This window comes from Streptomyces sp. NPDC002669 (genome assembly GCF_042889165.1).
Taxonomy (GTDB): Bacteria; Actinomycetota; Actinomycetes; order Streptomycetales; family Streptomycetaceae; genus Streptomyces.
In genome coordinates, this window is sequence record NZ_JBIAQQ010000029.1 from 65,849 (window position 1) to 87,647 (window position 21,799).

At 72.8% G+C, this 21,799-nt stretch carries 22 protein-coding genes; 11 read left to right on the top strand and 11 right to left on the bottom strand.

Going from position 1 to position 21,799, the window contains the following annotated elements; genetic code table 11:
- Positions 1-81 precede the first annotated feature (81 nt).
- From ACFYW1_RS32015 to ACFYW1_RS32025, 3 genes are all read right to left on the bottom strand, one after another.
- Positions 82-1,614: a hypothetical protein gene (locus ACFYW1_RS32015; RefSeq protein ID WP_389001107.1), complete on the bottom strand. Its 1,533-nt coding sequence runs from the start codon at positions 1,612-1,614 to the stop codon at positions 82-84.
- A gap of 131 nt (positions 1,615-1,745) precedes the next feature.
- Positions 1,746-2,465 (bottom strand): class F sortase, encoded by a 720-nt coding sequence (locus ACFYW1_RS32020; RefSeq protein ID WP_389001110.1) that lies wholly within the window; start codon positions 2,463-2,465, stop codon positions 1,746-1,748.
- A 223-nt stretch (positions 2,466-2,688) separates the two neighbouring features.
- A complete protein-coding gene (locus tag ACFYW1_RS32025; protein WP_389001113.1) occupies positions 2,689-3,876 on the bottom strand; it encodes a hypothetical protein in 1,188 nt (395 codons plus the stop codon).
- Positions 3,877-4,513: 637 nt separating this feature from the next.
- Here ACFYW1_RS32025 and ACFYW1_RS32030 point away from each other — a divergent pair.
- Positions 4,514-6,538, top strand: a complete 2,025-nt coding sequence (locus ACFYW1_RS32030; RefSeq protein ID WP_389001116.1) for a GTP-binding protein — start codon at positions 4,514-4,516, stop codon at positions 6,536-6,538.
- A gap of 168 nt (positions 6,539-6,706) precedes the next feature.
- A complete protein-coding gene (locus ACFYW1_RS32035) occupies positions 6,707-7,243 on the top strand; it encodes a hypothetical protein (RefSeq protein ID WP_389001119.1) in 537 nt (178 codons plus the stop codon).
- A gap of 49 nt (positions 7,244-7,292) precedes the next feature.
- Here the strand turns inward: ACFYW1_RS32035 and ACFYW1_RS32040 are convergent, their stop codons facing one another.
- The 3 genes from ACFYW1_RS32040 to ACFYW1_RS32050 all read right to left on the bottom strand — a co-directional run bounded on the left by ACFYW1_RS32040 (position 7,293) and on the right by ACFYW1_RS32050 (position 9,754).
- On the bottom strand, positions 7,293-7,721 hold the full coding sequence (locus ACFYW1_RS32040; RefSeq protein WP_389001122.1) for an ester cyclase: 429 nt from the start codon (positions 7,719-7,721) through the stop codon (positions 7,293-7,295).
- 86 nt (positions 7,722-7,807) lie between these two features.
- A complete protein-coding gene (locus ACFYW1_RS32045; RefSeq protein WP_389001125.1) occupies positions 7,808-8,668 on the bottom strand; it encodes a transglutaminase-like domain-containing protein in 861 nt (286 codons plus the stop codon).
- Between the two features lie 60 nt (positions 8,669-8,728).
- The gene (locus tag ACFYW1_RS32050) at positions 8,729-9,754 is read right to left on the bottom strand and encodes a GNAT family N-acetyltransferase (RefSeq protein ID WP_389001128.1); all 1,026 of its coding nucleotides are present in this window, start codon (positions 9,752-9,754) and stop codon (positions 8,729-8,731) included.
- 117 nt (positions 9,755-9,871) lie between these two features.
- On the opposite strand from ACFYW1_RS32050, the gene fdxA reads away from it, so the two are divergent.
- Positions 9,872-10,192, top strand: a complete 321-nt coding sequence (fdxA, locus tag ACFYW1_RS32055; protein ID WP_018105475.1) for a ferredoxin — start codon at positions 9,872-9,874, stop codon at positions 10,190-10,192.
- A gap of 135 nt (positions 10,193-10,327) precedes the next feature.
- On the top strand, positions 10,328-11,425 hold the full coding sequence (locus ACFYW1_RS32060) for a bifunctional succinyldiaminopimelate transaminase/glutamate-prephenate aminotransferase (protein ID WP_389001132.1): 1,098 nt from the start codon (positions 10,328-10,330) through the stop codon (positions 11,423-11,425).
- A 104-nt stretch (positions 11,426-11,529) separates the two neighbouring features.
- Here ACFYW1_RS32060 and ACFYW1_RS32065 read toward each other — a convergent pair whose 3' ends face one another.
- Together ACFYW1_RS32065 and ACFYW1_RS32070 are read right to left on the bottom strand one after the other, a co-directional pair.
- Positions 11,530-11,928: an ATP-binding protein gene (locus ACFYW1_RS32065; protein WP_351833633.1), complete on the bottom strand. Its 399-nt coding sequence runs from the start codon at positions 11,926-11,928 to the stop codon at positions 11,530-11,532.
- A 297-nt stretch (positions 11,929-12,225) separates the two neighbouring features.
- Positions 12,226-13,179 (bottom strand): hypothetical protein, encoded by a 954-nt coding sequence (locus tag ACFYW1_RS32070; protein WP_389001136.1) that lies wholly within the window; start codon positions 13,177-13,179, stop codon positions 12,226-12,228.
- A 257-nt stretch (positions 13,180-13,436) separates the two neighbouring features.
- Here ACFYW1_RS32070 and dapE point away from each other — a divergent pair, with 257 nt between their 5' ends.
- The gene (gene dapE / locus ACFYW1_RS32075) at positions 13,437-14,516 is read left to right on the top strand and encodes a succinyl-diaminopimelate desuccinylase (protein WP_389001139.1); all 1,080 of its coding nucleotides are present in this window, start codon (positions 13,437-13,439) and stop codon (positions 14,514-14,516) included.
- A 101-nt stretch (positions 14,517-14,617) separates the two neighbouring features.
- The gene (locus tag ACFYW1_RS32080) at positions 14,618-15,367 is read left to right on the top strand and encodes a TIGR00730 family Rossman fold protein (RefSeq protein ID WP_389001142.1); all 750 of its coding nucleotides are present in this window, start codon (positions 14,618-14,620) and stop codon (positions 15,365-15,367) included.
- A gap of 43 nt (positions 15,368-15,410) precedes the next feature.
- On the opposite strand, the gene folP is transcribed toward ACFYW1_RS32080, so the two are convergent.
- Complete coding sequence (gene folP, locus ACFYW1_RS32085; RefSeq protein WP_389001145.1) at positions 15,411-16,283, bottom strand: dihydropteroate synthase; 873 nt, start codon at positions 16,281-16,283, stop codon at positions 15,411-15,413.
- 214 nt (positions 16,284-16,497) lie between these two features.
- Between folP and ACFYW1_RS32090 the strand changes: the two genes are divergently transcribed.
- Together ACFYW1_RS32090 and ACFYW1_RS32095 are read left to right on the top strand one after the other, a co-directional pair.
- Positions 16,498-16,944, top strand: coding sequence for a DivIVA domain-containing protein (locus ACFYW1_RS32090; RefSeq protein ID WP_389001148.1), 447 nt, complete (start codon positions 16,498-16,500; stop codon positions 16,942-16,944).
- Complete coding sequence (locus tag ACFYW1_RS32095) at positions 16,941-17,531, top strand: DNA-3-methyladenine glycosylase I (protein WP_389001151.1); 591 nt, start codon at positions 16,941-16,943, stop codon at positions 17,529-17,531. The genes ACFYW1_RS32090 and ACFYW1_RS32095 overlap by 4 nt, the downstream gene beginning before the upstream one ends.
- Positions 17,532-17,616: 85 nt before the next feature.
- On the opposite strand, the gene ACFYW1_RS32100 is transcribed toward ACFYW1_RS32095, so the two are convergent.
- Complete coding sequence (locus ACFYW1_RS32100) at positions 17,617-18,429, bottom strand: enoyl-CoA hydratase/isomerase family protein (RefSeq protein ID WP_283853840.1); 813 nt, start codon at positions 18,427-18,429, stop codon at positions 17,617-17,619.
- Positions 18,430-18,743: 314 nt separating this feature from the next.
- Between ACFYW1_RS32100 and ACFYW1_RS32105 the strand changes: the two genes are divergently transcribed.
- Positions 18,744-18,911: a DUF3117 domain-containing protein gene (locus ACFYW1_RS32105; protein ID WP_003966491.1), complete on the top strand. Its 168-nt coding sequence runs from the start codon at positions 18,744-18,746 to the stop codon at positions 18,909-18,911.
- A 171-nt stretch (positions 18,912-19,082) separates the two neighbouring features.
- Here ACFYW1_RS32105 and ACFYW1_RS32110 read toward each other — a convergent pair whose 3' ends face one another.
- A complete protein-coding gene (locus ACFYW1_RS32110; RefSeq protein WP_389001155.1) occupies positions 19,083-19,748 on the bottom strand; it encodes an O-methyltransferase in 666 nt (221 codons plus the stop codon).
- 186 nt (positions 19,749-19,934) lie between these two features.
- Here ACFYW1_RS32110 and sigE point away from each other — a divergent pair, with 186 nt between their 5' ends.
- Positions 19,935-20,696 carry an RNA polymerase sigma factor SigE gene (gene sigE / locus ACFYW1_RS32115; protein WP_389001158.1) on the top strand — a complete coding sequence of 254 codons (762 nt, stop codon included), beginning with the start codon at positions 19,935-19,937 and terminating at the stop codon, positions 20,694-20,696.
- Positions 20,693-21,745, top strand: coding sequence for an anti-sigma factor family protein (locus ACFYW1_RS32120; RefSeq protein ID WP_389001161.1), 1,053 nt, complete (start codon positions 20,693-20,695; stop codon positions 21,743-21,745). The genes sigE and ACFYW1_RS32120 overlap by 4 nt, the downstream gene beginning before the upstream one ends.
- The last annotated feature ends 54 nt before the right edge of the window (positions 21,746-21,799 follow it).

Below are 21,799 nucleotides of genomic sequence, written 5' to 3' on the forward strand. Positions count from 1 at the left end.
CCTCGCGGTCCGTCGGTCCGTCAGCCCGTCGGTCCGTGTCGAGTGATCAGGCCGGATCGTCCGGCTGCGGAGGACACCTGCTCAGTCCGTCAGCGTTTCACTGAAGCGGGACTGGTTGGTCGGGGCGCCGATCGTGGCCGCGCCGAACGAGACGGAGCCCTTGGCGACGATGCCGGTGGCGTCCGTACCGAAGATCCACAGGGCGCCCTTGCTGTTGTTCTCCGAGGGGGCGCCGACCACCATCTCCGTACGGCCGTTGCCGTCGTAGTCGCCCAGCGCGACGGCCTCGCCGAACTGGTCGCCCGCCTCCGCGACACCCGGGACCCCGGCCGTGTACTGGCCGAACTCCTTGGTGCCCGCGCCGCTCACGCCCTTCGGGCCGCCCTTGAACACCAGGACCCGGCCGGCGTCGGAGATGCCGTTGATCCGCTCGCCGGGCAGGCCCACGGCGATGTCGGGGTAGGTGTCGCCGTTCGTGTCGCCCAGCGCCAGGCTGTAGCCCATCCGGTCGTGGGCCTCGGCCGTACCCGAGACGCCCTCGGTGTCCTGGTTGATCCAGACGGGCTTCCGGGTGGTGCTCTGCCCCTTCGGGCCGCCGTACGAGACGAAGAGCGCGCCGCCCTTCTTCACCGGCGGGTCCGCCTGCGACCACTCGTCGCCGCGCCCGATGACGATGTCCCCGTGGCCGTCCTTGTCCAGGTCGGCGATGCCCACGCTGACGCCGCCGACACCGGCGCCGTCCGCGTCCTTGATCTCGACCGGTGCGCCGAAACCGGTACGGCTGCCCTTCAGCAGGTACGTGTGCTGCTGCCACGGGTCGTCCGGGCCGAAGCCGAGGATCACCAGGTCGCCCACGCCGTCGCCGGTCACGTCGCCGACGGCGATCTCCGAGGTGTCGAGCACGGCGGTGCCGTCGACCGAGAACGAGCTGATCCGGCCCGGCTTGCCCGTACGGCTGATCGGGCCGTGCAGGACGTGGCCGCCGCGCCGTACGTCGCCCACCGCGATGTCGGCGAAGCCGTCGCCGTCCACGTCGCCCACGTCCAGGTCGCCGGTGGCGTCGGTCTGCTCGCCCGGGACGGGGGCGAGGACCGTGGCGTTCTTCGAAAGACCGGTCGCGCTGCCCCAGTTGACGGACAGGACCGTGCCCTGGTCGCCGGGGATGTTCGCCCAGAGGCGGCTGACGAGGTCCGCGTAACCGTCGGAGTTCAGGTCGGCGCTGCGCAGCTTCGTGCCGTAACGGGCGTCGCTCCCGCCCTCGATGCCGGAGCGGTCCGGCCAGGTCAGCACCTGCTTGCGGGCGGAGGACAGGCCGCCGGGGCCGCCGAAGAGGACGCTCACGGCGCCCGCGCCCTCCTCCGAGCCGACGACGGTGGTGGCCATGGGGGCACCGACGGCGACGTCCGGGTAGCCGTCGCCGTTGAAGTCGTCGCGCAGCCGCTTGGGGCTCGGCGTGCTCGCGGCGACGGACGACTGCGCGGCGGCGACGGACGACTTCGCGGCCGGGGCGGACGACTGCGCGGCGGCATGACCCACGGGTGCGGCGAGGGCTCCTGCGACCAGGGCGACACCGGTCGCTACCGCCAGCCGACGGTGGGGGAAAAGAACAGGCACGTGGATCAACTCCGGTGCTCGGGACGTCGGTCGGGGCAGTACGGAAACGCTTCCGTACTGCCCCGTACGACGTTGCGACCCGGCGGATGGTTGTGCCGAAGTGCCGACGACCGATGACGGATGCCGTCGGCTCAGCCCTCCTTGAAGGTGTCGAGATGGGCGAAGGCCACCACGTTGTCCTTGTAGTCCTTGGCGGTCTTGTCGTACGCGCCACCGCAGGTGATCAGGCGCAACTGGGCGGAGTTGGTGTCGGCGTAGACCCGCTCGTCGGGGAAGTCCGCCTTGCTGAACTGCTCGACGGAATCCACCTTGAACGTGGCGACGGAGCCGTCGGCGCGGGTGATGTCCACCTTGGCGCCGGGCTTGAGGTACTGGAGCTGGAGGAACACGGCCGGGCCGGTCATCGTGTCCACGTGGCCCGCCACGATCGAGGCGCCGCGCTCACCGGGGGTGGCGCCGTCCTTGTACCAGCCGACCAGGTTGTTGTCGTCGGGGGGCGGCGCGTCCAGCTGGCCGTTGGCACCGAGGGACAGATCGGTGAACGGGGCGTTGACGCCGATGGCCGGGATGCTCAGCCGCTTGGGGACGGAACGCGGCATGGTCGGGCCGACGGTGGTCGGGGACGGGGGGAGCGGGGCGGGCGCGGCGTGGGAGCCGAGGACCTCGGGAGTGGCGGACGAGACGGCCGCAGGTGGGGCGGGCGGTTTGTCGTCGGCCGAGGTGCCGAAGGAGTTGTAGATGAGGAGGACGCCGACGCCGGCTGTCACGGCGGGCCACATCAGGGCGCGGCCCAGTGTGGTGCGGGAGGCAGTCCGGGTGGGGGTGGAGCCGGTCGACTGCGGGGCGGCCATGGGAACGTGCCTTTCGGTTCAGTCGTGCGGTGCTGAGGGGGCGGGCGCGGGTGCGGCAGGTGCAGCCCCCGTTGCGTGTGCGGGACCTGTCGGATTCGCGGGGGCTCACCGGATCCGCCGGGGCTTATTCGGGATTTACTCGGGGGGAAACGCAGCCGCCGCGACCGCCGCCCCGAGGGGCGACGGCCGCGACAACGTGCCGTTCGGACGGCGATGGGCCCGGTCAGGCCATCGCGCCACCCGTCGACTGGCGGCGGCGCAGCTTGTACGCGCCGACACCGACACCGCCGAGGAGCAGCGCCGAGCCGGCGGCCAGACCGCCACCGGTCATCGCCATGCCGCCACCACCGGTGTGGACGCCGCCGCGGGGGCGGTCGCCGCGGTCGCCGTAGCCACCCCGGTCGTCGCCGCGGTCGCCGTAACCACCACGGTCGCCACCGCGGTCACCACCGCGGTCGCCGTAGCCGCCGCGGTCGTCCTTGCCACCCTTGTCGCCGTAGCCGCCGCGGCCGCCCTCGTCGTCACCGGTGATCACGGAGGCCATGAAGCCGCCGCCGGCGTGGACGCCGCCCCAGGGCTTGTCGCCCCGGTCGCCGCCGTAGCCACCACGGTCTCCACCGCGGTCCCCGCCGCGGTCGTCCTTGCCGCCCTTGTCGCCGTAGCCGCCGCGGTCGTCCTTGCCGCCCTTGTCGTGGTCGCCGCCGCGGCCGCCCTCGTCGTCACCGGTGATCACGGAGGCCATGAAGCCGCCGCCGGTGTGGACGCCGCCCCAGGGCTTGTCGCCGCGGTCTCCACCACGGTCGCCGCCGTAGCCGCCACGGTCTCCACCGCGGTCTCCACCGCGGTCTCCACCGCGGTCCCCGCCGCGGTCGTCCTTGCCGCCCTTGTCGTGGTCGCCGCCGCGGCCGCCCTCGTCGTCACCCGTGATGACGCGAGCCATGAAGCCGCCACCGGTGTGGACACCACCGTGGGGGCGGTCGCCGCGTCCGCCGCGGTCGTCGCCGTAGCCGCCGCGGTCGTCCTTGCCGCCCTTGTCGTGGTCGCCGTAGCCACCGCGGTCGTCCTTGCCACCCTTGTCGTGGTCGCCGCCGCGGCCGCCCTCGTCGTCACCCGTGAGGATGGAGGCCATGAAGCCGCCGCCGGCGTGGACGCCGCCCCAGGGCTTGTCGCCCCGGTCGCCGCCCCGGTCGCCGCCGTAGCCGCCGCGGTCTCCACCACGGTCGCCGCCGTAGCCGCCGCGGTCGCCGCCGCGGTCGGAGTCGGACTTCCCGTGGTCTTCGCCGCGCGAGGACGAGTAACCGTTGTCGTGATCGGAGTCGCCGGACGTCGCCATGGCGTAGGCGGCCGGACCGGTGATGGCGAGGACCGCTGTGACGGCGGCCGAAGCGAACAGTGTGCGGGCAGAGCGCATCTGAACACATTCCTTCCGACGCAACTGCGAAGAGTGACGGGCTGTCGACTCAATGTGGCGCAGTGGCGACGTGATCCACCGTCAGTCGGAATGCCGATCCGCGCCATCGGGGAGAGGCGCATTGGAGCTATACCCTGCTCTTTTCGGGTGGCACCGGGCCGATAATCACCCGTTGGATTGCATGAGGCGCCGTGTGAGGTTTGGGCGGCGGAGGGCCACCCGTTTGCCGGTGCGTCAGTTCTTCGGTGCGCCCGGCGCCCGGTCCGCCCGCATTTCTCATTTCCCGTCAACGGCGTTCTGGAAAGGGAGGATTGGGCGGGTTTCGCGTGGACCCTGTCGCGGACGGGCCGGGCGGGACGGTTCCGGCGGCCCGTCAGTTTCTTCGTGCGAAGGCCCCCGATCCGGGGCCATGACGTGCGGTACCGGGCGACTCGCCGCCTCTGACCTGTTTGCTTTCGGACGGCGAGAGGTGTTCGGGACCTGAGGCGGCGACCGGGGCCGGTAAATCGGTTGTCGACGGGTCCGGCCCCTGCTGTACTCGCCGCTGACGTCCACCGGCCGAAGGAGCGGATCATGCGCGGAACTCACATGTTCATTCAGACGGGAATTGCCACCGATCTCGAAGACATGGAGTTTCGTGCACACGCTGAACCTGGGAATTCTGGCGCATGTCGACGCCGGTAAGACGAGCCTGACCGAGCGGCTGCTCCACGCCGCCGGAGTCATCGACGAAATCGGCAGCGTCGACGACGGGAGCACCCGGACCGATTCCCTGGCGCTCGAACGGCAACGCGGCATTACGATCAAATCCGCCGTCGTCTCGTTCGCCGTCGACGACACCACCGTCAATCTGATCGACACCCCCGGTCACCCGGATTTCATCGCCGAGGTGGAACGGGTCCTGAACGTGCTCGACGGCGCCGTGCTGGTCGTCTCCGCGGTGGAGGGCGTCCAGGCGCAGACCCGCGTCCTGATGCGGACGCTGCGCCGCCTGCGCATCCCGACGCTCGTCTTCGTGAACAAGGTCGACCGGGGCGGCGCGCGGACCGGCGCCGTGCTGCGGAGCATCGCCGAGAAGCTGACCCCGGCCGTGGTCGCCATGGGCTCGGTCGACGCAGCGGGCGGTCCGGCCGCCCGCTGCGTGCCGTACACCGGCGCCGACACCGGCTTCACGGACCGGCTTGCCGAACTGCTCGCCGACCACGACGACGAACTCCTGGCCGCGTACGTCGGGGACGCCGGGCCGCTCCCGTACGACCGGCTGCGCGGGGAACTGGCGGCACAGACCGGGCGGTCCCTGGTGCACCCGGTGTACTTCGGCTCGGCGATCACCGGCGCGGGGGTGGACGCCCTGATCGGCGGCGTCCGGGAGCTGCTGCCCGCGGGCCGGGGCGATGCCGAGGGGCCGGTCGCGGGCACGGTCTTCAAGGTGGAACGCGGACCGGGCGGCGAGCGGACGGCGTACGTCCGGATGTTCTCGGGCACGGTGCGGGTCCGCGACCGGCTGCCGTTCGGCCGGGGCGAGGGGCGTGGTGAGGGCAGGGTGACCGGGATCGACGTCTTCGACGGGGGCTCGGTCGTGCGCGGGTCGGAGGTCGGCGCGGGCCGGATCGCGAGGCTCCGGGGGCTCGACGGCATCCGGATCGGCGACCCGGTCGGGGCGCCGGACGCGGACGGCGCGGCCGGGCCGGGCCGGTGGTTCGCCCCGCCGACGCTGGAATCGGTCGTGGTTCCCCGCCCGCCCGCGAACCGGGGCGAGCTGTACTCCGCGCTCGCCCGGCTCGCCGACCAGGACCCGCTGATCGACCTGCGGCAGGACGACGTCCGCAAGGAGCTGTCCGTATCGCTCTACGGCGAGGTGCAGAAGGAGGTCATCGAGGCGACGCTGGCCGACGAATTCGGCATCGGCGTCACCTTCCGCGAGACCACCACCATCTGCCTGGAACGGCCGAGCGGCAGCGGCGCGGCGCACGAGATCATCGACGAGGGGGAGAACCCCTTTCTGGCGACCGTCGGACTCAGGGTCGACCCCGCCCCCGTCGGCAGCGGCATCGCCTACCGCCTGGAGGTGGAACTCGGTTCGATGCCCTTCTCCCTGATGCGGGCGGTGGAGGAGACCGTGGGGGAGACCCTGCGGCAGGGAATTCACGGCTGGCAGGTCACCGACTGCGTCGTCACCATGACGCATTCCGGCTACTGGCCCCGCCAGAGCCATTCCCACGGGGTCTTCGACAAGAGCATGTCGAGCACCGCGGGGGACTTCCGGAACCTGACGCCGCTGGTCCTGATGAGCGCGCTGGAACGGGCCGGCACCACGGTGCACGAGCCGGTGCACCGGTTCCGGCTGGAACTCCCCGAGGACCTGTTCGGCCCGGTCCTGCCCGTGCTCGCCCGGCTGGGGGCGGTCCCCGGCACGCCCGCCGTGCACGGTTCCGCCTGCGTGCTGGAGGGCGAGATCCCGGCGGCCCGCGTCCACGAACTCCAGCAGCGGCTTCCGTCCCTGACGCGCGGTGAGGGGATGCTGGAATCCGGCTTCGACCGGTACCGGGCCGTCGTCGGCCCGCCCCCGGCCCGGCCGCGCACGGACCACGACCCGCTCAACCGCAAGGAGTACCTGCTGCGCACGATGCGCAAGGTCGCGGCGGGCGGGGAGGCGCGGTGACCTGGTGATCCGGTGACGGTGCCCGCGGCCCGGACGTCGCCGCTCGTTAGGATCGGGCCGGACCCGTGAGGGCCGGGGAGGCGTTTCGCGACGGTCCGGGCCGTGCGGGGGACCTGATCATCGATGTGACACGACGGCCGGGCCGTCGTCGGGAGAAGTGAGCAAACCGTGGCCATGGTGGGCCTGTTCTGGATCGCCGAGGGCGACGTGTACCTGGGCGCGAAGCCGACCGGTCTGGCGCCCGGGGTGCGCCTGACCCCCGAGGGTGTGATGGGCCTCGGCGACGGGCAGTCCACCCTCCACCTCTGGGAGGACGTGCGGGCCCTGACCCTGGCCGACGTCCCCATGAAGTCCTTCATGCGGCAGGCCGGGAAGGCCGGGGGCGTGGCCCTGGAGACGGTGATGAACCTGGTCCTGCCCGAGCGCCCGCTCCGGGCGGGCGAGGCCCCGCCGACGATGACGCTGCACGTGAGCACGGACGGCGGCGACCACCGGCTGACGGCCTACACCGCCGCGGCCGCCGGCTACTCCTCGACGGAGGCGGAGCTCTCCGGGGCCCTCCTGTCCCGCCTCACGGAGGGCGCCGCGACGATGTCCACGACGCTCGCCGCGATGTCGGACTGGGGCCGCCGGGCGGAGGGCGGATCGCCCCGGGGCGCGGAGCGGGAACGACTGCTGCGGCAGTGGGCGGACCAGGGAAGCTGACGCCGGGGCCCTTCCGGCCGCGGATACCGGGCGCGGGCCCGCGCCGGGGTCAGCGCTCGGTGGCCGCCTGCTCCAGCTGGGCGGTGATGCCCTGCCGGTCGATCTGGATCCAGTACTCGACGATGAGTCCGTCCTCGACGCGATAGACCGCGCTGGTCATCGCCGTGACCGGGGCACCGGTCGGCCGGTAGTGGTCCACCGGCCCGACGTGCCGCCCGTGCTGGGTCCAGCGGGCGTGGACCCGGTCCCCTTCGGCGACGAGCTCGTCCACGGTCAGGGTGAAGGGGCCGTACGCGTCGAGCATCTCCTGGACGTGCTCGGTGTACTGCTGCGGCGTCCGCTCCACGGTCGCCGGGGCCTCCGAGACGACCTGATGGGCCCGGACCCGGTCGGCCATGAAGCGACCGGCCCGGTCGGGGTGCAGCCCCGAGCGCACCTGAAGGAGGAACTGGTGGACGGTGTCCTTGGCGTTGCTCATGGGCGAAGTGTGGCATTCCGCTCGGGTTGCGGCGGATTCGGGGCGCTCGACGTGACGAGCGCCAAAAGGCCCTGATCCGGAAGGCCCTAGTTCAGCAAGGACCGTGCCGCCCGCGCCCGGCGCCGTATGTCTTCCGCCGCCGTGGGCTCGACCGCGTCGACCACGTCCGCGTACTCCTCCATCTCCGCCGCCCCGCGCAGGAACTGGCCGCTCTGCACGAGCAGCTGCGCACGCTCGTAGCGCAGCCTGGCGGGGTGCGAGGGCAGCAGCAGCGAGAGGTCCACGGCCCACAGCGCCACGTCCGTGCGCTCCGGACGGTGCGCGGCCCAGGCCCTGATGTTGTTCAGGATGCGCAGCACGATGTCCAGGGTCTGCGCGGGCACCAGCATCGACTCGTCGAGCGGCCGCCCGGTCGCCCCCGCCGCCAGCAGCTCCGCGTCCTGACCGGTCATCGGCCGGCCGCCGTCGAACGGATCGGCCAGCACCCGCTCGTCCGGATCACCGAAACCGACGACGAAATGGCCGGGCAGCGCCACCCCGTACACCGGGGCCCCGGCACGGCGCGCCACCTCGATCCACACCACGGACAGCAGGATCGGCAGCCCCCGGCGCCGCCGCAGCACCTCGTGCAGCAGCGACGACTCCAGCCGCCGGTAGTCCGCCGACGAGCCCGCGAAACCGCACCGCTCACCGAGCAGCTCGGCGAGGGCCGAGGCCCAGGCCCGGCCGCCCCGCACCCCGTAGGGAAGCCGGCCCGCCAGCTCGTCCAGCTCGATCTGCGCCGCGTCGATCCCGTGCTCGCCCAGCGAGGGATCGGCCACCGCACCCAGCAGCAGGCAGAGCAGCGCGAGGTCGGGCCGCTCCTCGCGCGCCTCCTCGGCGAACCGCCCGCGCAGCTCGTCGGGGCCGGGACGGTCCGGCTGCTGCTCGTGGTGGTGATGGCTCATCGGGATCGTCCGCCTCGGTGAGGGTTCATCGGGATCGTCCGCCTTCGTCACGCCGGTCCGTCATGCCGACCGGAAGTGGTGGTACAGGTGGTGGACCGCGAACCCCATGCCCTCGTACATCGCTCGCGCGGCCTCGTTGTCCGACTCCACCTGGAGCCAGGCCGCCGAAGCACCCTCGTCCAGGGCCCGGCGGGCGAGTGCGGTCATCACGGCGGTGGCCAGGCCCCGACGCCGGTACGCCGGATCGACCTCGACGGCCATGAAGCCCGCCCACCGGCCGTCCACCACGCACCGGCCGATCGCGGCGGGCGGGACGGGGACACCGGCCGCGCCGGACGTGTCGGCGTCGTCGGCCGGTACCGAGGCGAACCACACCGACGGGCCGCCGCGCAGCACCTGGAGGACGTGCGGGCCCGGCGTCTCGAAGCGCTGGTAGCGGGAGAGCCACGCCTCGTCGAGGTCCCGGCCCAGCCGCACCCGCGACACGTCCGCCGCCAGGTCGCCGATCGGCGCCAGCGCGGCGGTCCGCACCTCCGTCGTCACCTCGCGCCGCCAGCCGCGCTCCGTCAGCTCCGCGCAGAGCAGCTCCTGGGTGCCCTCGCCGCCGGTCGCGGCCTGGACGTACGCGGGCAGGCCCCGTTCCCCGTACCACTGCCCGACGCGCCGGAGCGCCTCGTCGAGCGGCATGCCCGGATCGCCGAGCGGCAGCACGGAGTTGGCGCGCCGGGTGAACCCCCGTGCGGCGCGCAGCCGCCAGTCGCCCAGCGGTTCGCTCTCCACCGGGGGCCAGGCACGGGCACAGACGGCGGACAGTTCGTCGAAGGAGGCGGCGGGGCCGCGGCGGCGGGCCGGGGCGGCGGGCACGACCTTGCCCGCGACCAACGCGGACTCGTCGATCCGGACGGATTCACCGTTCTTCCGTGTGATCGAGAGCACACCATCGTCCCATGATGTGAGAACCCCGACGGTGTCCGTGAACTTCACGCCTTGAGGATCGGTCTCGCACACACGCCGGACTGATACCCGTTTGCCCACGTCAACCGGTGTGATTCGGACCTCGAACTGTCCGCCGATGGTGAATTCCACAGCTCTGTGCGCCCCTCCTGTTCGGTTCGTGCCCCGGAACGGAGATACTAGGGGTGGGCATCGACGACGCCGCGCTCCCGCGCGAGAGCCAACGCCCTACCGAGGAGGAACGACAGCGTGACCTACGTCATCGCGCAGCCTTGTGTCGACGTGAAGGACAAGGCCTGCATCGAAGAGTGCCCCGTCGACTGCATCTACGAGGGCCAGCGGTCCTTGTACATCCACCCGGACGAATGCGTCGACTGTGGAGCCTGTGAGCCGGTGTGCCCGGTCGAGGCGATCTTCTACGAGGACGACACTCCGGACGAGTGGAAGGACTACTACAAGGCGAACGTCGAGTTCTTCGACGACCTCGGGTCGCCGGGTGGTGCCTCCAAGCTGGGCCTGATCGAGCGCGACCACGCGTTCATCGCCGCGCTCCCGCCGCAGAACCAGTAGTCGGCGGCCGCCACGCGCACCGCCCCGGTCCCGTACGGCTCGTCACCGTGCGGGGCCGAGGCGTTTTCGCACCCGGGCGACGAGTGCCCGGCGGCCCGTACGAGAAAGCCACGTACGAGAAAGCAGAGAGATTCCGTGTCCGCAGTCTCCTCCCGTCTCCCGGTCTTCCCGTGGGACAAGCTCGCCCCCTACAAGTCGACGGCCGCGGGGCACCCCGACGGCATCGTCGACCTGTCCGTCGGCACGCCCGTCGACCCGGTGCCCGCGCTGATCCAGGAGGCGCTCGTCGCCGCCGCCGACAGCCCCGGCTATCCGACGGTGTGGGGGACCGCCGAGCTGCGCGACGCGATCACCGGCTGGCTGGAGCGGCGGCTCGGCGCGGCCGGGGCGACGCACGAGAACGTCCTGCCGGTCGTCGGCTCCAAGGAACTGGTGGCCTGGCTGCCGACCCAGCTCGGCCTCGGCGCGGGCGACAAGGTGGCGTACCCGCGGCTCGCCTACCCCACGTACGAGGTGGGTGCCCGGCTCTGCGGCGCCGAGCCCGTGGTCTACGACGACCCGACCGAGCTGGACCCGGCCGGGCTGAAGCTGCTCTGGCTGAACTCGCCGTCCAACCCGACCGGCCGCGTCCTGTCCAAGGACGAGCTGACCCGGATCGTCGCCTGGGCCCGCGAGCACGACGTGCTGGTCTTCAGCGACGAGTGCTACCTGGAACTGGGCTGGGAGGCCGAGCCGGTCTCCGTGCTGCACCCGGACGTCTGCGGCGGCACGTACGACGGCGTCGTCGCCGTCCACTCGCTCTCCAAGCGCTCCAACCTGGCCGGGTACCGGGCCGCCTTCATCGCGGGCGACCCGGCCGTGCTGGGCGAGCTGCTGCTGATCCGCAAGCACGGCGGAATGATGACGCCCGCCCCGGTCCAGGCCGCGACGGTCGCGGCGCTCGGCGACGACGCGCACGTCACCGAGCAGCGCGAGCGGTACGCGGAACGGCGCACGGCCCTGCGCGCGGCACTGGAGGCGCACGGCTTCCGGATCGAGCACAGCGAGGCCAGCCTCTACCTGTGGGCCACCCGCGACGAACCGTGCTGGGAGACCGTGGCGTACCTGGCGGAGCTCGGCATCCTGGTGGCGCCGGGCGACTTCTACGGCCCGGCCGGGGACCGCTTCGTGCGCGTGGCGTTCACGGCGACGGACGAGCGGGTCGCGGCGGCGGTCAAGCGCCTGGCACCGTAGACGGCCTGTCCGTACCGGATCGTGCGCACGCGCGAGGGGCCTCGGGAACGCATCGCGTCCCGAGGCCCCTCGCGCGTGGTGCGCCGGCCGATGGCCGGGGCGGGTCAGCCGAGCGGCAGACCGCCCCCGGCCGCGCCGCCGAGGGTCTCGCCCGCGTTGCCCGCGAGGCCGCCCGCGGCCTTCTGCACGGTGGGGGCCGCCTGGGTGCCGGCCTCGCCGACGGTCTTGCTCGCGACCGGGAGGGCCGTGCCGACGAGCTTGCCGCCGGTCTCGTTCGCCGTGCCGGCACCCTGCCGGGACGCGCCGTCGACCGCCTTGCCGAGACCGGCGCCGTCCGCCACCTCGCCGAGGCCGGCTCCGTCGACGGTGGTCAGACCGCCGAGCTCCGGGGCCTGCGGAAGCGTCGCGGCACCCGCGGCTCCGGCCGCGCCGACCACGGGGGCGGCACCTGCGGCGATCAGCAGCGCGGCACGGGCGATCCGGCGGGTCAGGGGGAGGGACATGATGCTCCTTCGACGGGGTGAGGAATCTGTCTGTCCGTTGATCGGACGCAATGACAACCGTCGTGAGGGCGGGAGAGGTTGCGGTGGGCCGAGGTAAAGAGTCGGTAACGCACCGCACGGTCCGCAGCGGCGGAATTCGGTCGGTCCGCGACTTTCCGGACGGGTGGATGAACCATCACTTCCCTTGTGGCGCAAGGGAAGTGGCGATTATTCGAGAAGCAGTGGGGGCTGTCGCGACGGTCCGCGCGCGGGGGCGGACGGGAGGCGCCGGATGACCGCTGCGAGCGATCGGACGAACTACTGCGCGAGGCCGATCCGGACCTCGGTGGTGCCCGATTCCTTGCGTTCCGTCCGCCAGCCCGCCCCGGCCTTCCACACCCGGCCCGCGTAGGACACCTCGTCGATCCGCAGCGCCTCGGAGCGCGCGACCGCCCAGTGCGCGAGCTCCCAGCCGCGCCGGTCCGTGCCCTTCCCGCCGCCCCCGGACGCACGGGTCGCGCGCACCGGCACCGAGACCGGGCCCGCCGCCGGGGCCCCGGCCGCGGACTTCCCGTCCGGCGACGCGACCTCCCGCGCGGGCAGCACGTCCTTGCCGAAGGCGCGCACCAGTTCCGAGCGCACCTTGGCCGGGTCCGCCTTCGCGCCCGTCGCCCGCGGCGGCACGCAGTTCAGCGCGGCGGGCGTCCGGCCGGTCAGCGCCGCCGCCAGCAGCGCCGCGTCCGGCTCGTGCTTCGCGTACGCCTGCGGGAAGCCACTGCGCTGGACCCGCTGCGCGGCGACCGTCAGCGGCAGCCGCGAGTAGCCGGGGACCTTCGCCAGGTGCCGGTAGAACTCACCGGCGGAGTAGACCGGGTCCAGGATCTGCTCCTCCGTGCCCCAGCCCTGCGAGGGACGCTGCTGGAACAGGCCCAGCGAGTCCCGGTCGCCGTGCTCGATGTTGCGCAGCCCGGACTCCTGGAGGGCGGTCGCCAGCGCGATCGTCACGGCGCGCTCCGGCATCCCGCGCGAGGCGCCGACCGCCGAGATCGTCGCGGCGTTGGACGCCTGCTCGGGACTCATCCGGTACGTACGGGCCCGGCCGTCCGAACCGTCGGCGGACTCCACCGTGCAGCCCTCGACGAGCTTGTTGCCGGTGACGTACTGAACGGCCAGATAGCCGCCGAGCGCGGCGAGCACGACAAGAGCCGCCGTGATGCGGAAGAGACGGCTGCGGCCGGTGTGTCGGCTGGTGGAAGAGGCGGTCCGGGGCACGGGGCCACCGTACTGGAGTGCCGGACCGGGACCGAGGGCCCAGGGGCCCAGGCCCGGATCATGACGCGCCCGAGGAGTCCGATCCGCCCCGGAGCGAACGAAAAGCCCTGCTCCCGTACCGTCCCGTACGGTCGCGTCCGCGGCCGGCGGCGGGACGGCCGGGCCGGGGGCCGCGCACCGGCCGTGGCGGGCGTCCCGCCACGGCCCGGGGTGAGACGGCCCTGCCGACCGCGAGCGGGGTCGTTAGGGTCGGTGCCATGCCCGAAACCACACTTGACCTCACCCAGGACGGCCCGGCGCTCACCGCCGCGCTCGTCGACTTCCCCTCGGTCAGCGGTCAGGAGAAGGACCTCGCCGACGCGATCGAGTCGGCGCTGCGCACGCTCCCGCACCTGACCGTCGACCGGCACGGCAACAACATCGTGGCCAGGACGAACCTGGGCCGGGCCGAGCGGGTCGTGCTCGCCGGGCACATCGACACCGTGCCGATCGCGGACAACGTGCCGTCCCGGCTCGACGCCGACGGCCTGCTGTGGGGCTGCGGCACCTCCGACATGAAGTCGGGCGTCGCCGTCCAGCTGCGGATCGCCGCGACCGTGCCCGAGCCCAACCGCGACCTGACCTTCGTCTTCTACGACAACGAGGAGGTCGCCGCGCACCTCAACGGCCTCGGCCACATCGCCGACGCCCACCCGGACTGGCTCGCGGGCGACTTCGCGGTCCTGCTGGAGGGCTCCGACGGCGAGGTCGAGGGCGGCTGCCAGGGCACCCTGCGGGTCTTCCTGCGCACCGAGGGCGAGCGGTCCCACTCCGCGCGCGGCTGGATGGGGTCCAACGCCATCCACACCGCGGCCCCGGTCCTGGCCCGCCTCGCCGCGTACGAGCCGCGCCGCCCGGTCATCGACGGCCTCGAATACCGCGAGGGCCTGAACGCGGTACGGATCGAGGGCGGCGTCGCCAACAACGTCATCCCCGACGCCTGCACCGTCGTCGTCAACTACCGGTACGCCCCCGACCGCACCGCCGAGGAGGCGCTGGCCCACGTCCACGAGGTCTTCGCGGACTGCGGCGTCGCCGAATTCGTCGTCGACGACCACTCGGGCGCGGCCATGCCCGGCCTCTCCCACCCGGCGGCGAAGGCGTTCATGGCGGCGGTCGGCGGCACCGCCCGGCCCAAGTTCGGCTGGACCGACGTCTCCCGCTTCGGCTCCCTCGGCATCCCCGCCGTGAACTACGGCCCCGGCGACCCGCTCCTGGCGCACAAGCGCGACGAGCACGTGAAGGTCGAGCGGATCACCCACTGCGAGGAGCGGCTCCGCTCCTGGCTCACCGGCTGACCCACGGCATTCCCCCGGCCGTAACCTTCGGCGATCTACCCTGACCTGACACGGACGGCCGCCGTCGGACGGCCGTCGATCGTCGTCGGAGGGAGCAGGTCATGGGCAACCCCGAGGGAGCACGTGTCCCCGAGGAGCAGCGGCTCGGACCAGTACTGCGCCGCAGGGAACAGGTGCAGCCCGGCACCACCGACCAGCGGCTGCTGGACACCGAGGGCGACTCCGAGTGGGTGCACACCGACCCGTGGCGGGTGATGCGCATCCAGTCGGAGTTCGTCGAGGGCTTCGGCGCGCTGGCCGAACTGCCGAGCGCCATCAGCGTCTTCGGCTCCGCCCGCACTCCGGCCGACGGACCCGACTACGAGGCGGGCGTACGGATCGGCAAGGCCCTGGTCGAGGCGGGCTTCGCGGTGATCACCGGGGGCGGGCCCGGCGCGATGGAGGCGGCGAACAAGGGGGCGCGGGAGGCGAAGGGCGTCTCGGTCGGCCTCGGCATCGAGCTGCCCTTCGAGTCGGGCCTCAACCCGCACGTCGACATCGGCGTGAACTTCCGCTACTTCTTCGTCCGCAAGACGATGTTCGTGAAGTACGCGCAGGGCTTCGTCGTGCTGCCCGGCGGGCTCGGCACCCTGGACGAGCTCTTCGAGGCCCTCACCCTCGTCCAGACGGGCAAGGTGACCCGCTTCCCGATCGTGCTGTTCGGCACCAAGTACTGGAGCGGCCTCGTGGACTGGCTGCGGGACACGGTGGTGGCCCAGGGCAAGGCGTCCGAGCACGACCTGCTGCTGTTCCACGTCACGGACGACGTGGACGAGGCGGTCGACCTCGTGACGAAGGAGGTCGGCCGGTAGACCGGACGGGGGCCGGGGCGCCCGCCCCCGGCCCCCGCGGGCCTCAGGCCAGGCCGCGGCGGGCCACGGCGGGCTCCCGGTGACCGGCGATCGACGCCACCATGTCCAGCACCTGCCGGGTCTCCGCCACCTCGTGCACCCGGTAGACCTGCGCGCCCAGCCACGCCGACACGGCCGTCGTCGCCAGCGTCCCGATCACCCGCTCCTTCACCGGCCGGTCGAGCGTCTCGCCCACGAAGTCCTTGTTGGACAGCGACACCAGCACCGGCCAGCCGGTCTCCGTCATCTCGCCGAGCCGCCGGGTCGCCTCCAGTGAGTGCCGGGTGTTCTTCCCGAAGTCGTGACCGGGGTCGATCATGATCCCGTCGGGCCGCACCCCGAGCGCGACCGCCCGCTCGGCCAGCCCCACCGTCACCCGCAGGATGTCCGCCATCACGTCCTCGTACCCGACCCGGTGCGGCCGGGTCCGGGGCTCGGCGCCGCCCGCGTGCGTGCACACCAGCCCGGCGCCGTACCGCGCGGCGACCTCCGCGAGCTTCGGGTCGAAGCCGCCCCACGCGTCGTTCAGCACGTCCGCGCCGGCCTCGCAGACCGCCGCGCCCACGTCGTGCCGCCAGGTGTCGACACTGATCACCACGTCCGGGTGGCGGCGGCGCACCTCCGCGACGAACCCCACCGTGCGGCGGGCCTCCTCCTCGGCGGTCACCTCCTCGCCGGGGCCCGCCTTCACGCCCCCGATGTCGACGATCGCCGCACCGTCCGCGATCGCCTGCTCGACCCGGGCGAGCGCCGGTTCGTCCCGGAAGGTCGCGCCCTGGTCGTAGAAGGAATCCGGGGTGCGGTTCACGATCGCCATGATCACCGGCTCGTGCGCACCGAATTCGCGCCGTCCCAGCCTGAGCGCACCGCTTCGCATCCCGTGTCTCTCCTCCGGTAGATCGCCCCGCGGGTCGCCTGCGCCCCTGGGCCGTGTCCGCCAAGTTATCGCCTGGTCCCGGCCGCCGGTCCCACGGTGCTGTCCGGGCGGACCCCGGTTGTCGGCCGGCGGTCCCGGACGGGCAGGGCCCCGGTTGTCGGTGCCGCATGGCACGATCGGACCCGGACAGGTTTCCGCCCATGGGGAGATGCGCGTGTTCTGGTTCTTGCTGCTGACGATGGTGGTGGTCGTGGCCGCGGTCACCCTCGCGGTGGTCGGCGGGGGGAAGAGCGCGGTCCTGCAGGACGTGGCGCCCGAGCAGCTGACCGATCCACTGCCCGCGACACGCCCGGTCGGCCGCGCGGACGTCGAAGCGCTGCGGCTCCCGGTGGTCGCGCGCGGCTACCGGATGACGGAGGTGGACGAGGCGCTCGGCCGCCTCGGTGCCGAACTCGCCGAGCGGGACGCGCGGATCGCGGAGCTGGAGTCGGCGCTGGCCGGTGCCCAGGCGACCGCGGTCGGCGGCCCCGAGCTGTTCGAGCGGCCGGCCGCGGAGCCGTCCGAGGAACGCCACCGGGCGCCGTGGGAGGCACCCGGGCAGGAGCCCGGCGGCAGCGGACACGGCCACCCCGAGCACCCCGGAGAGGAGCCCCGGCGATGAGCGGCGGAGCCGAGGCCGCCCAGGACGGCGGACTGCGCTGTCCCTGGGGGCTCGCCACCGAGGACTACCTCGCGTACCACGACACCGAATGGGGCCGCCCCGTCCACGGCGACGACGCCCTCTTCGAACGGCTCTGCCTGGAGGCGTTCCAGTCGGGCCTGTCCTGGCTGACGATCCTGCGCCGCCGCGAGGGCTTCCGCTCCGCCTTCGCCGGGTTCAAGATCCCCGCGGTGGCGGAGTTCACCGGTGCCGACGAGGACCGTCTCCTCGCCGACGCGGGCATCATCCGCAACCGGGCGAAGATCGAGGCGACCCTCGCCAACGCCAAGGTGCTGGCCGGCTGGCGCGCCGGCGAGCTGGACGAGCTGATCTGGTCCCACGCCCCCGACCCGGCGGGCCGCCCCGCCCCGCGCACCCTCGGCGACGTCCCCGCCGTCACCCCGGAGTCGACGGCGCTGGCCAAGGACCTCAAGAAGCACGGACTGCGCTTCGTCGGACCCACCACCGCCTACGCCCTGATGCAGGCGTGCGGCCTGGTCGACGACCACCTGGCCGACTGCGTGGCGCGCGGCGGCGGCGCCGCTTAGCCCGCCGGTCTCCCGGCCCGACGCGTCCAGGGCCCCGGCGGAGCGCCGGGGCCCTGGGAGTTTTCGATGCTGCCGGGTTTCGGCGCTACCGGCCGAGGTACTTCGGCTTCTCCTTGTTCAGGAATGCCTGCACCGCGATGGTGTGGTCCTCGGACGCGCCCGCCCGGGTCTGGAGCTCGTCCTCCTTCTCCAGCGCCTCGTCGAGCGTGTGCCCGGCGCCGTGGGCCAGGGACTCCTTGAGCGCGGCGTACGCCACCGTGGGGCCGGACGCCAGGGCGCGGGCCACGGCGGCGGCCTCGGCGGCCAGGTCCGCCGCCGGCACCAGCTTGTTCACGATGCCCAGCTCGTACGCGTCCTGCGCGGAGATCGAGCGCGGGAAGAACAGCAGATCGGCCGCGCGGCTCTGCCCGATCAGCCGGGGCAGCGTCCAGGAGACGCCCGAGTCGGCGGTGAGCGCGACACCGGCGAACGAGGTGTTGAACGAGGCGGTGTCGGCGACCACCCGGTAGTCGCAGGCGAGCGCGAAGCCGAAACCGGCGCCCGCGGCGACGCCGTTCACCCCGGCGACGACCGGCTTGGGCATTCCGGTGAGGGCCCGGACGATCGGGTTGTAGTGCTCCCGCACGGTGCTCAGCGCGTTGCCGCCGTCCGACTCGCGGGCCTCGGCGAGCTTGGCCACGTGCTCCTTCAGGTCCTGGCCCACACAGAAGGCGCGCCCGGTCGCGGTGAGCAGAACGGCCCGTACGGCGGTGTCGGCGGCAGCGGCCTCCAGCGCGTCCCGGAGCGCCACCTTGGCCGCGGTGTCCATGGCATTCATCGCGTCGGGACGGTTGAGGGTGATCGTCGCGAGTCCGTCGCTCACCTCGTAGAGCACGCTGTCCGCCATGTGATCGGCCATTTCGTTGTCCCCTCCGGGCCTCGGGCAATGCCTGTCCAGGCAAGCATGGCCGACGCGGGCGGAAGCCGACATGTGACCTGCGTCTAACAATTGCGCCCCCACAAGGGGGTGAGGGGGGCGGAGTATCGCAGGTCGATCGCCGAAATGGGTGGTTTTGAGAGAGCGCGTTGCACAAGCGATGCCGACCGAGGTTGGTCATCGGGGTCTGTGATGCGGGATAATGGCCTGGAAGCAATGTGTTCGATGCCGGTGACACAGCGCCTGTCAGTGGGGCCGCCGGTTGCGATGAGCTGGTTTCAGGAAGGGGAACGAGCATGGCGGCCATGAAGCCGCGGACGGGCGACGGCCCGCTCGAGGTGACAAAGGAGGGGCGGGGCATCGTCATGCGCGTTCCGCTCGAAGGCGGCGGTCGGCTTGTCGTGGAGCTGACGCCGGACGAGGCCGATGCACTCGGCGACGCCCTCAAGAAGGTCGTCGGCTGAACAGAGGCGTTCACTCTTCATCACTGCCCCGGCACGGTCACCGTGCCGGGGCAGTGATGCGTTCACGACGCCCCGGGGCCGACCGGTCGGCCGACCGGCCCGCCGTCCGGGAGCCCTGACGGCGCCGGGTCGCGCCCTGCGGCCCGGCCGCCCCGGGCCCGTTCCGGTCGCTCAGCCCCGCCGCACCGCGCACAGCAGCCCGTCGCCCACCGGCAGCAGCGTCGCCATCAGCTCCTGGCTCTCCCGCACCGTGCGCAGCAGCTCCCGCAGCCGCAGCACCTCCGCGGGCTGGGCCGAGGAGTCGACCGTACGGCCGTCGGCGAAGACGCCCTCGAAGCAGACGAGGCCGCCGGGCCGCAGCAGACGCAACGATTCGGCGAGACAGTCCAGGCTCTCCAGCCGGTCGCCGTCGCAGAACACGAGGTCGTACCCGCCGTCCGCGAGCCGCGGCAGCACGTCCAGGGCGCGGCCGGGAATGAAGCGGGAGCGGTTGGCGGCGAAGCCCGCGGCCCGGAACGCCTCACGGGCGAACTGCTGGCGCTCGGGCTCCGGGTCGACCGTGGTCAGCACCCCGTCGGGCCGCATGCCGTGCAGCAGGTAGAGGCCGGACACGCCGGTGCCGGTGCCGATTTCGGCCACCGCTTTGGCGTCCGTCGTGGCAGCGAGCAGGCGCAGCGCGGCGCCGGTGCCTGGCGACACCGGGCGGAGCCCTGCGTCCCGGGCCCGGTCCCTGGCCCAGCGCACTGCTTCGTCCTCGGCGACAAAGGCGTCGGCGAACGCCCAGCTCGTCTGCCGGTTGGCGGTAATGACCCTCTCCTGTCCCCGTAGTTGGCGCAACGGTGACTGTATCCGCTGGACCCGGGAACCCGCAGATGGGACCGGGCGTTATGAGGAGGCGGGGGAGAGCCCGTGGGACCGGCCCCGCAGATCGGGTCCGGGAAGCCGCGGGCCGATGCTTTCCCGGGGCGTGTCCCCGGCCCCAGCAGGAAAAAGGCTTATCCGGAGCTAACGGGCGAGGTGGCTATGGTAGGGACTCCACTGGACACCACCAGAGCCGACAGGGGAGGTGCGGCTGCGCCTGTGGATCGGGGAGGAGTGCTGCGGCGCTTTCTCAGGTCGGCGGGTGAGCCGAAATCCGTGACCTACATTGCTGACCGTTCTTCCAACGACTCCGCACCGACCGCGACCTTCGCCTCCGATGCGGAATCCCAGGCGTGGACACCGCCCTCATGGGAAGAGATCGTCAGCACGCACAGCGGCCGGGTCTACCGCCTCGCCTACCGACTGACGGGCAACCAGCACGACGCCGAGGACCTCACCCAGGAGGTCTTCGTCCGTGTCTTCCGGTCGCTGTCGACCTATACGCCCGGCACCTTCGAGGGCTGGCTGCACCGCATCACGACCAACCTGTTCCTGGACATGGTCCGCCGCAAGCAGCGGATCCGCTTCGACTCCCTCGGCGACGACGCCGCCGAGCGGCTGCCGAGCCGCGAGCCGTCCCCGCAGCAGGTCTTCAACGACAGCCACTTCGACGCGGACGTGCAGCAGGCGCTGGACACCCTCGCGCCCGAGTTCCGTGCCGCCGTCGTGCTCTGCGACATCGAGGGGCTCTCGTACGAGGAGATCGCCGCGACGCTGGGCGTGAAGCTCGGCACCGTGCGCAGCCGTATCCACCGGGGCCGCTCGCACCTGCGCAAGGCGCTGCAGCACCGTTCGCCCGCCGCCCGTGCCGAGCAGCGCTCGCTGGCGGGCGCGGTACTCGCGGGGGAGGGCGGAACGGCGTGAGTGGCACAGGTCCGACCCCCGCGGAACAACACCTGGGGGATCGCCTCGCCGCGCTTGTCGACGGCGAGCTCAAACACGACGCCCGGGACCGGGTGCTCGCCCACCTCGCGACCTGTGCCAAGTGCAAGGCCGAGGCCGCGGACCAGCGGCGGCTGAAGAGCGTCTTCGCGCAGTCCGCCCCGCCCTCGCCCTCCGAGGGCTTCCTCGCCCGGTTGCAGGGCCTTCCCGGCGGACCGGGAGGTGACGGCGACGACGAGGGAAGACCGTTCGGCGGCACCGGGCGCTTCTCCGACGGGCTCTTCCCCGTGGTCCAGCCGTCCGGCAGCCGTACGGATCGGCCGGGGGACTCCCCGCTCGCGGGCTTCGGCTTCCTGCCGGCCCCGCACGGCTCGACCGCCGTGCTGCCGGGCAGACCCCCCCGTTCCGGCTTCCGGATCCATGAGGTGGGACGGGAGGCCGCCGACCGCTCGCCCTGGCGCGGCCGGAGATTCGCCTTCGCGGCGGCGAGCGCCGTCTCGCTGGCGGCCATCGCCCTCGGCGCCCTGCCCGCGGGCTCCGGGTCCGGTGCTGCGGCCCGCGCCTCGGGTTCCGGCTCCGGGAACGCCGTGACCCCCTTCGACACGGCTTCGCGCGGCGAGAGCGGCAGCCCGGCCGCCCGTCGCAACGGCAGCGGCGGCGGGCACGGCAGGCTCACGGCGGCGGAGGAGGGCGAACGCGTGGCCGTGGCGGCCCCGTCGACCGCGCCGGGCACGATGTCCGCCCCTCCCGCGGCCACTTCCGCCACCCTCTCCACGTCCGCGGTGATGTCCACCGGGAGCCTCATGGGCGGTCCCTTCACCACCCAGGTCCTGACGAACATGTCCGCGCCACCACTGATACGCCCGACCGCCCCCACCCCGCTCTTCGCCAAGGTGTTCGGGCGCCTCGCCCCGCCGCCCCCGACGCCCTACGCGCCGCCGCAGCCACCACCGTCGTCCTGGGCGCAACCGTCGGCCTCGGCTCTCCCCACCCCCACCGAGCGCGGCCTGCCGCTTTCCGTCCGGCGCTGACCGGGGTCTGCGCAAGCATTCGCAAACCTGGTTGAATTCCTGGAGCAGTTCCGG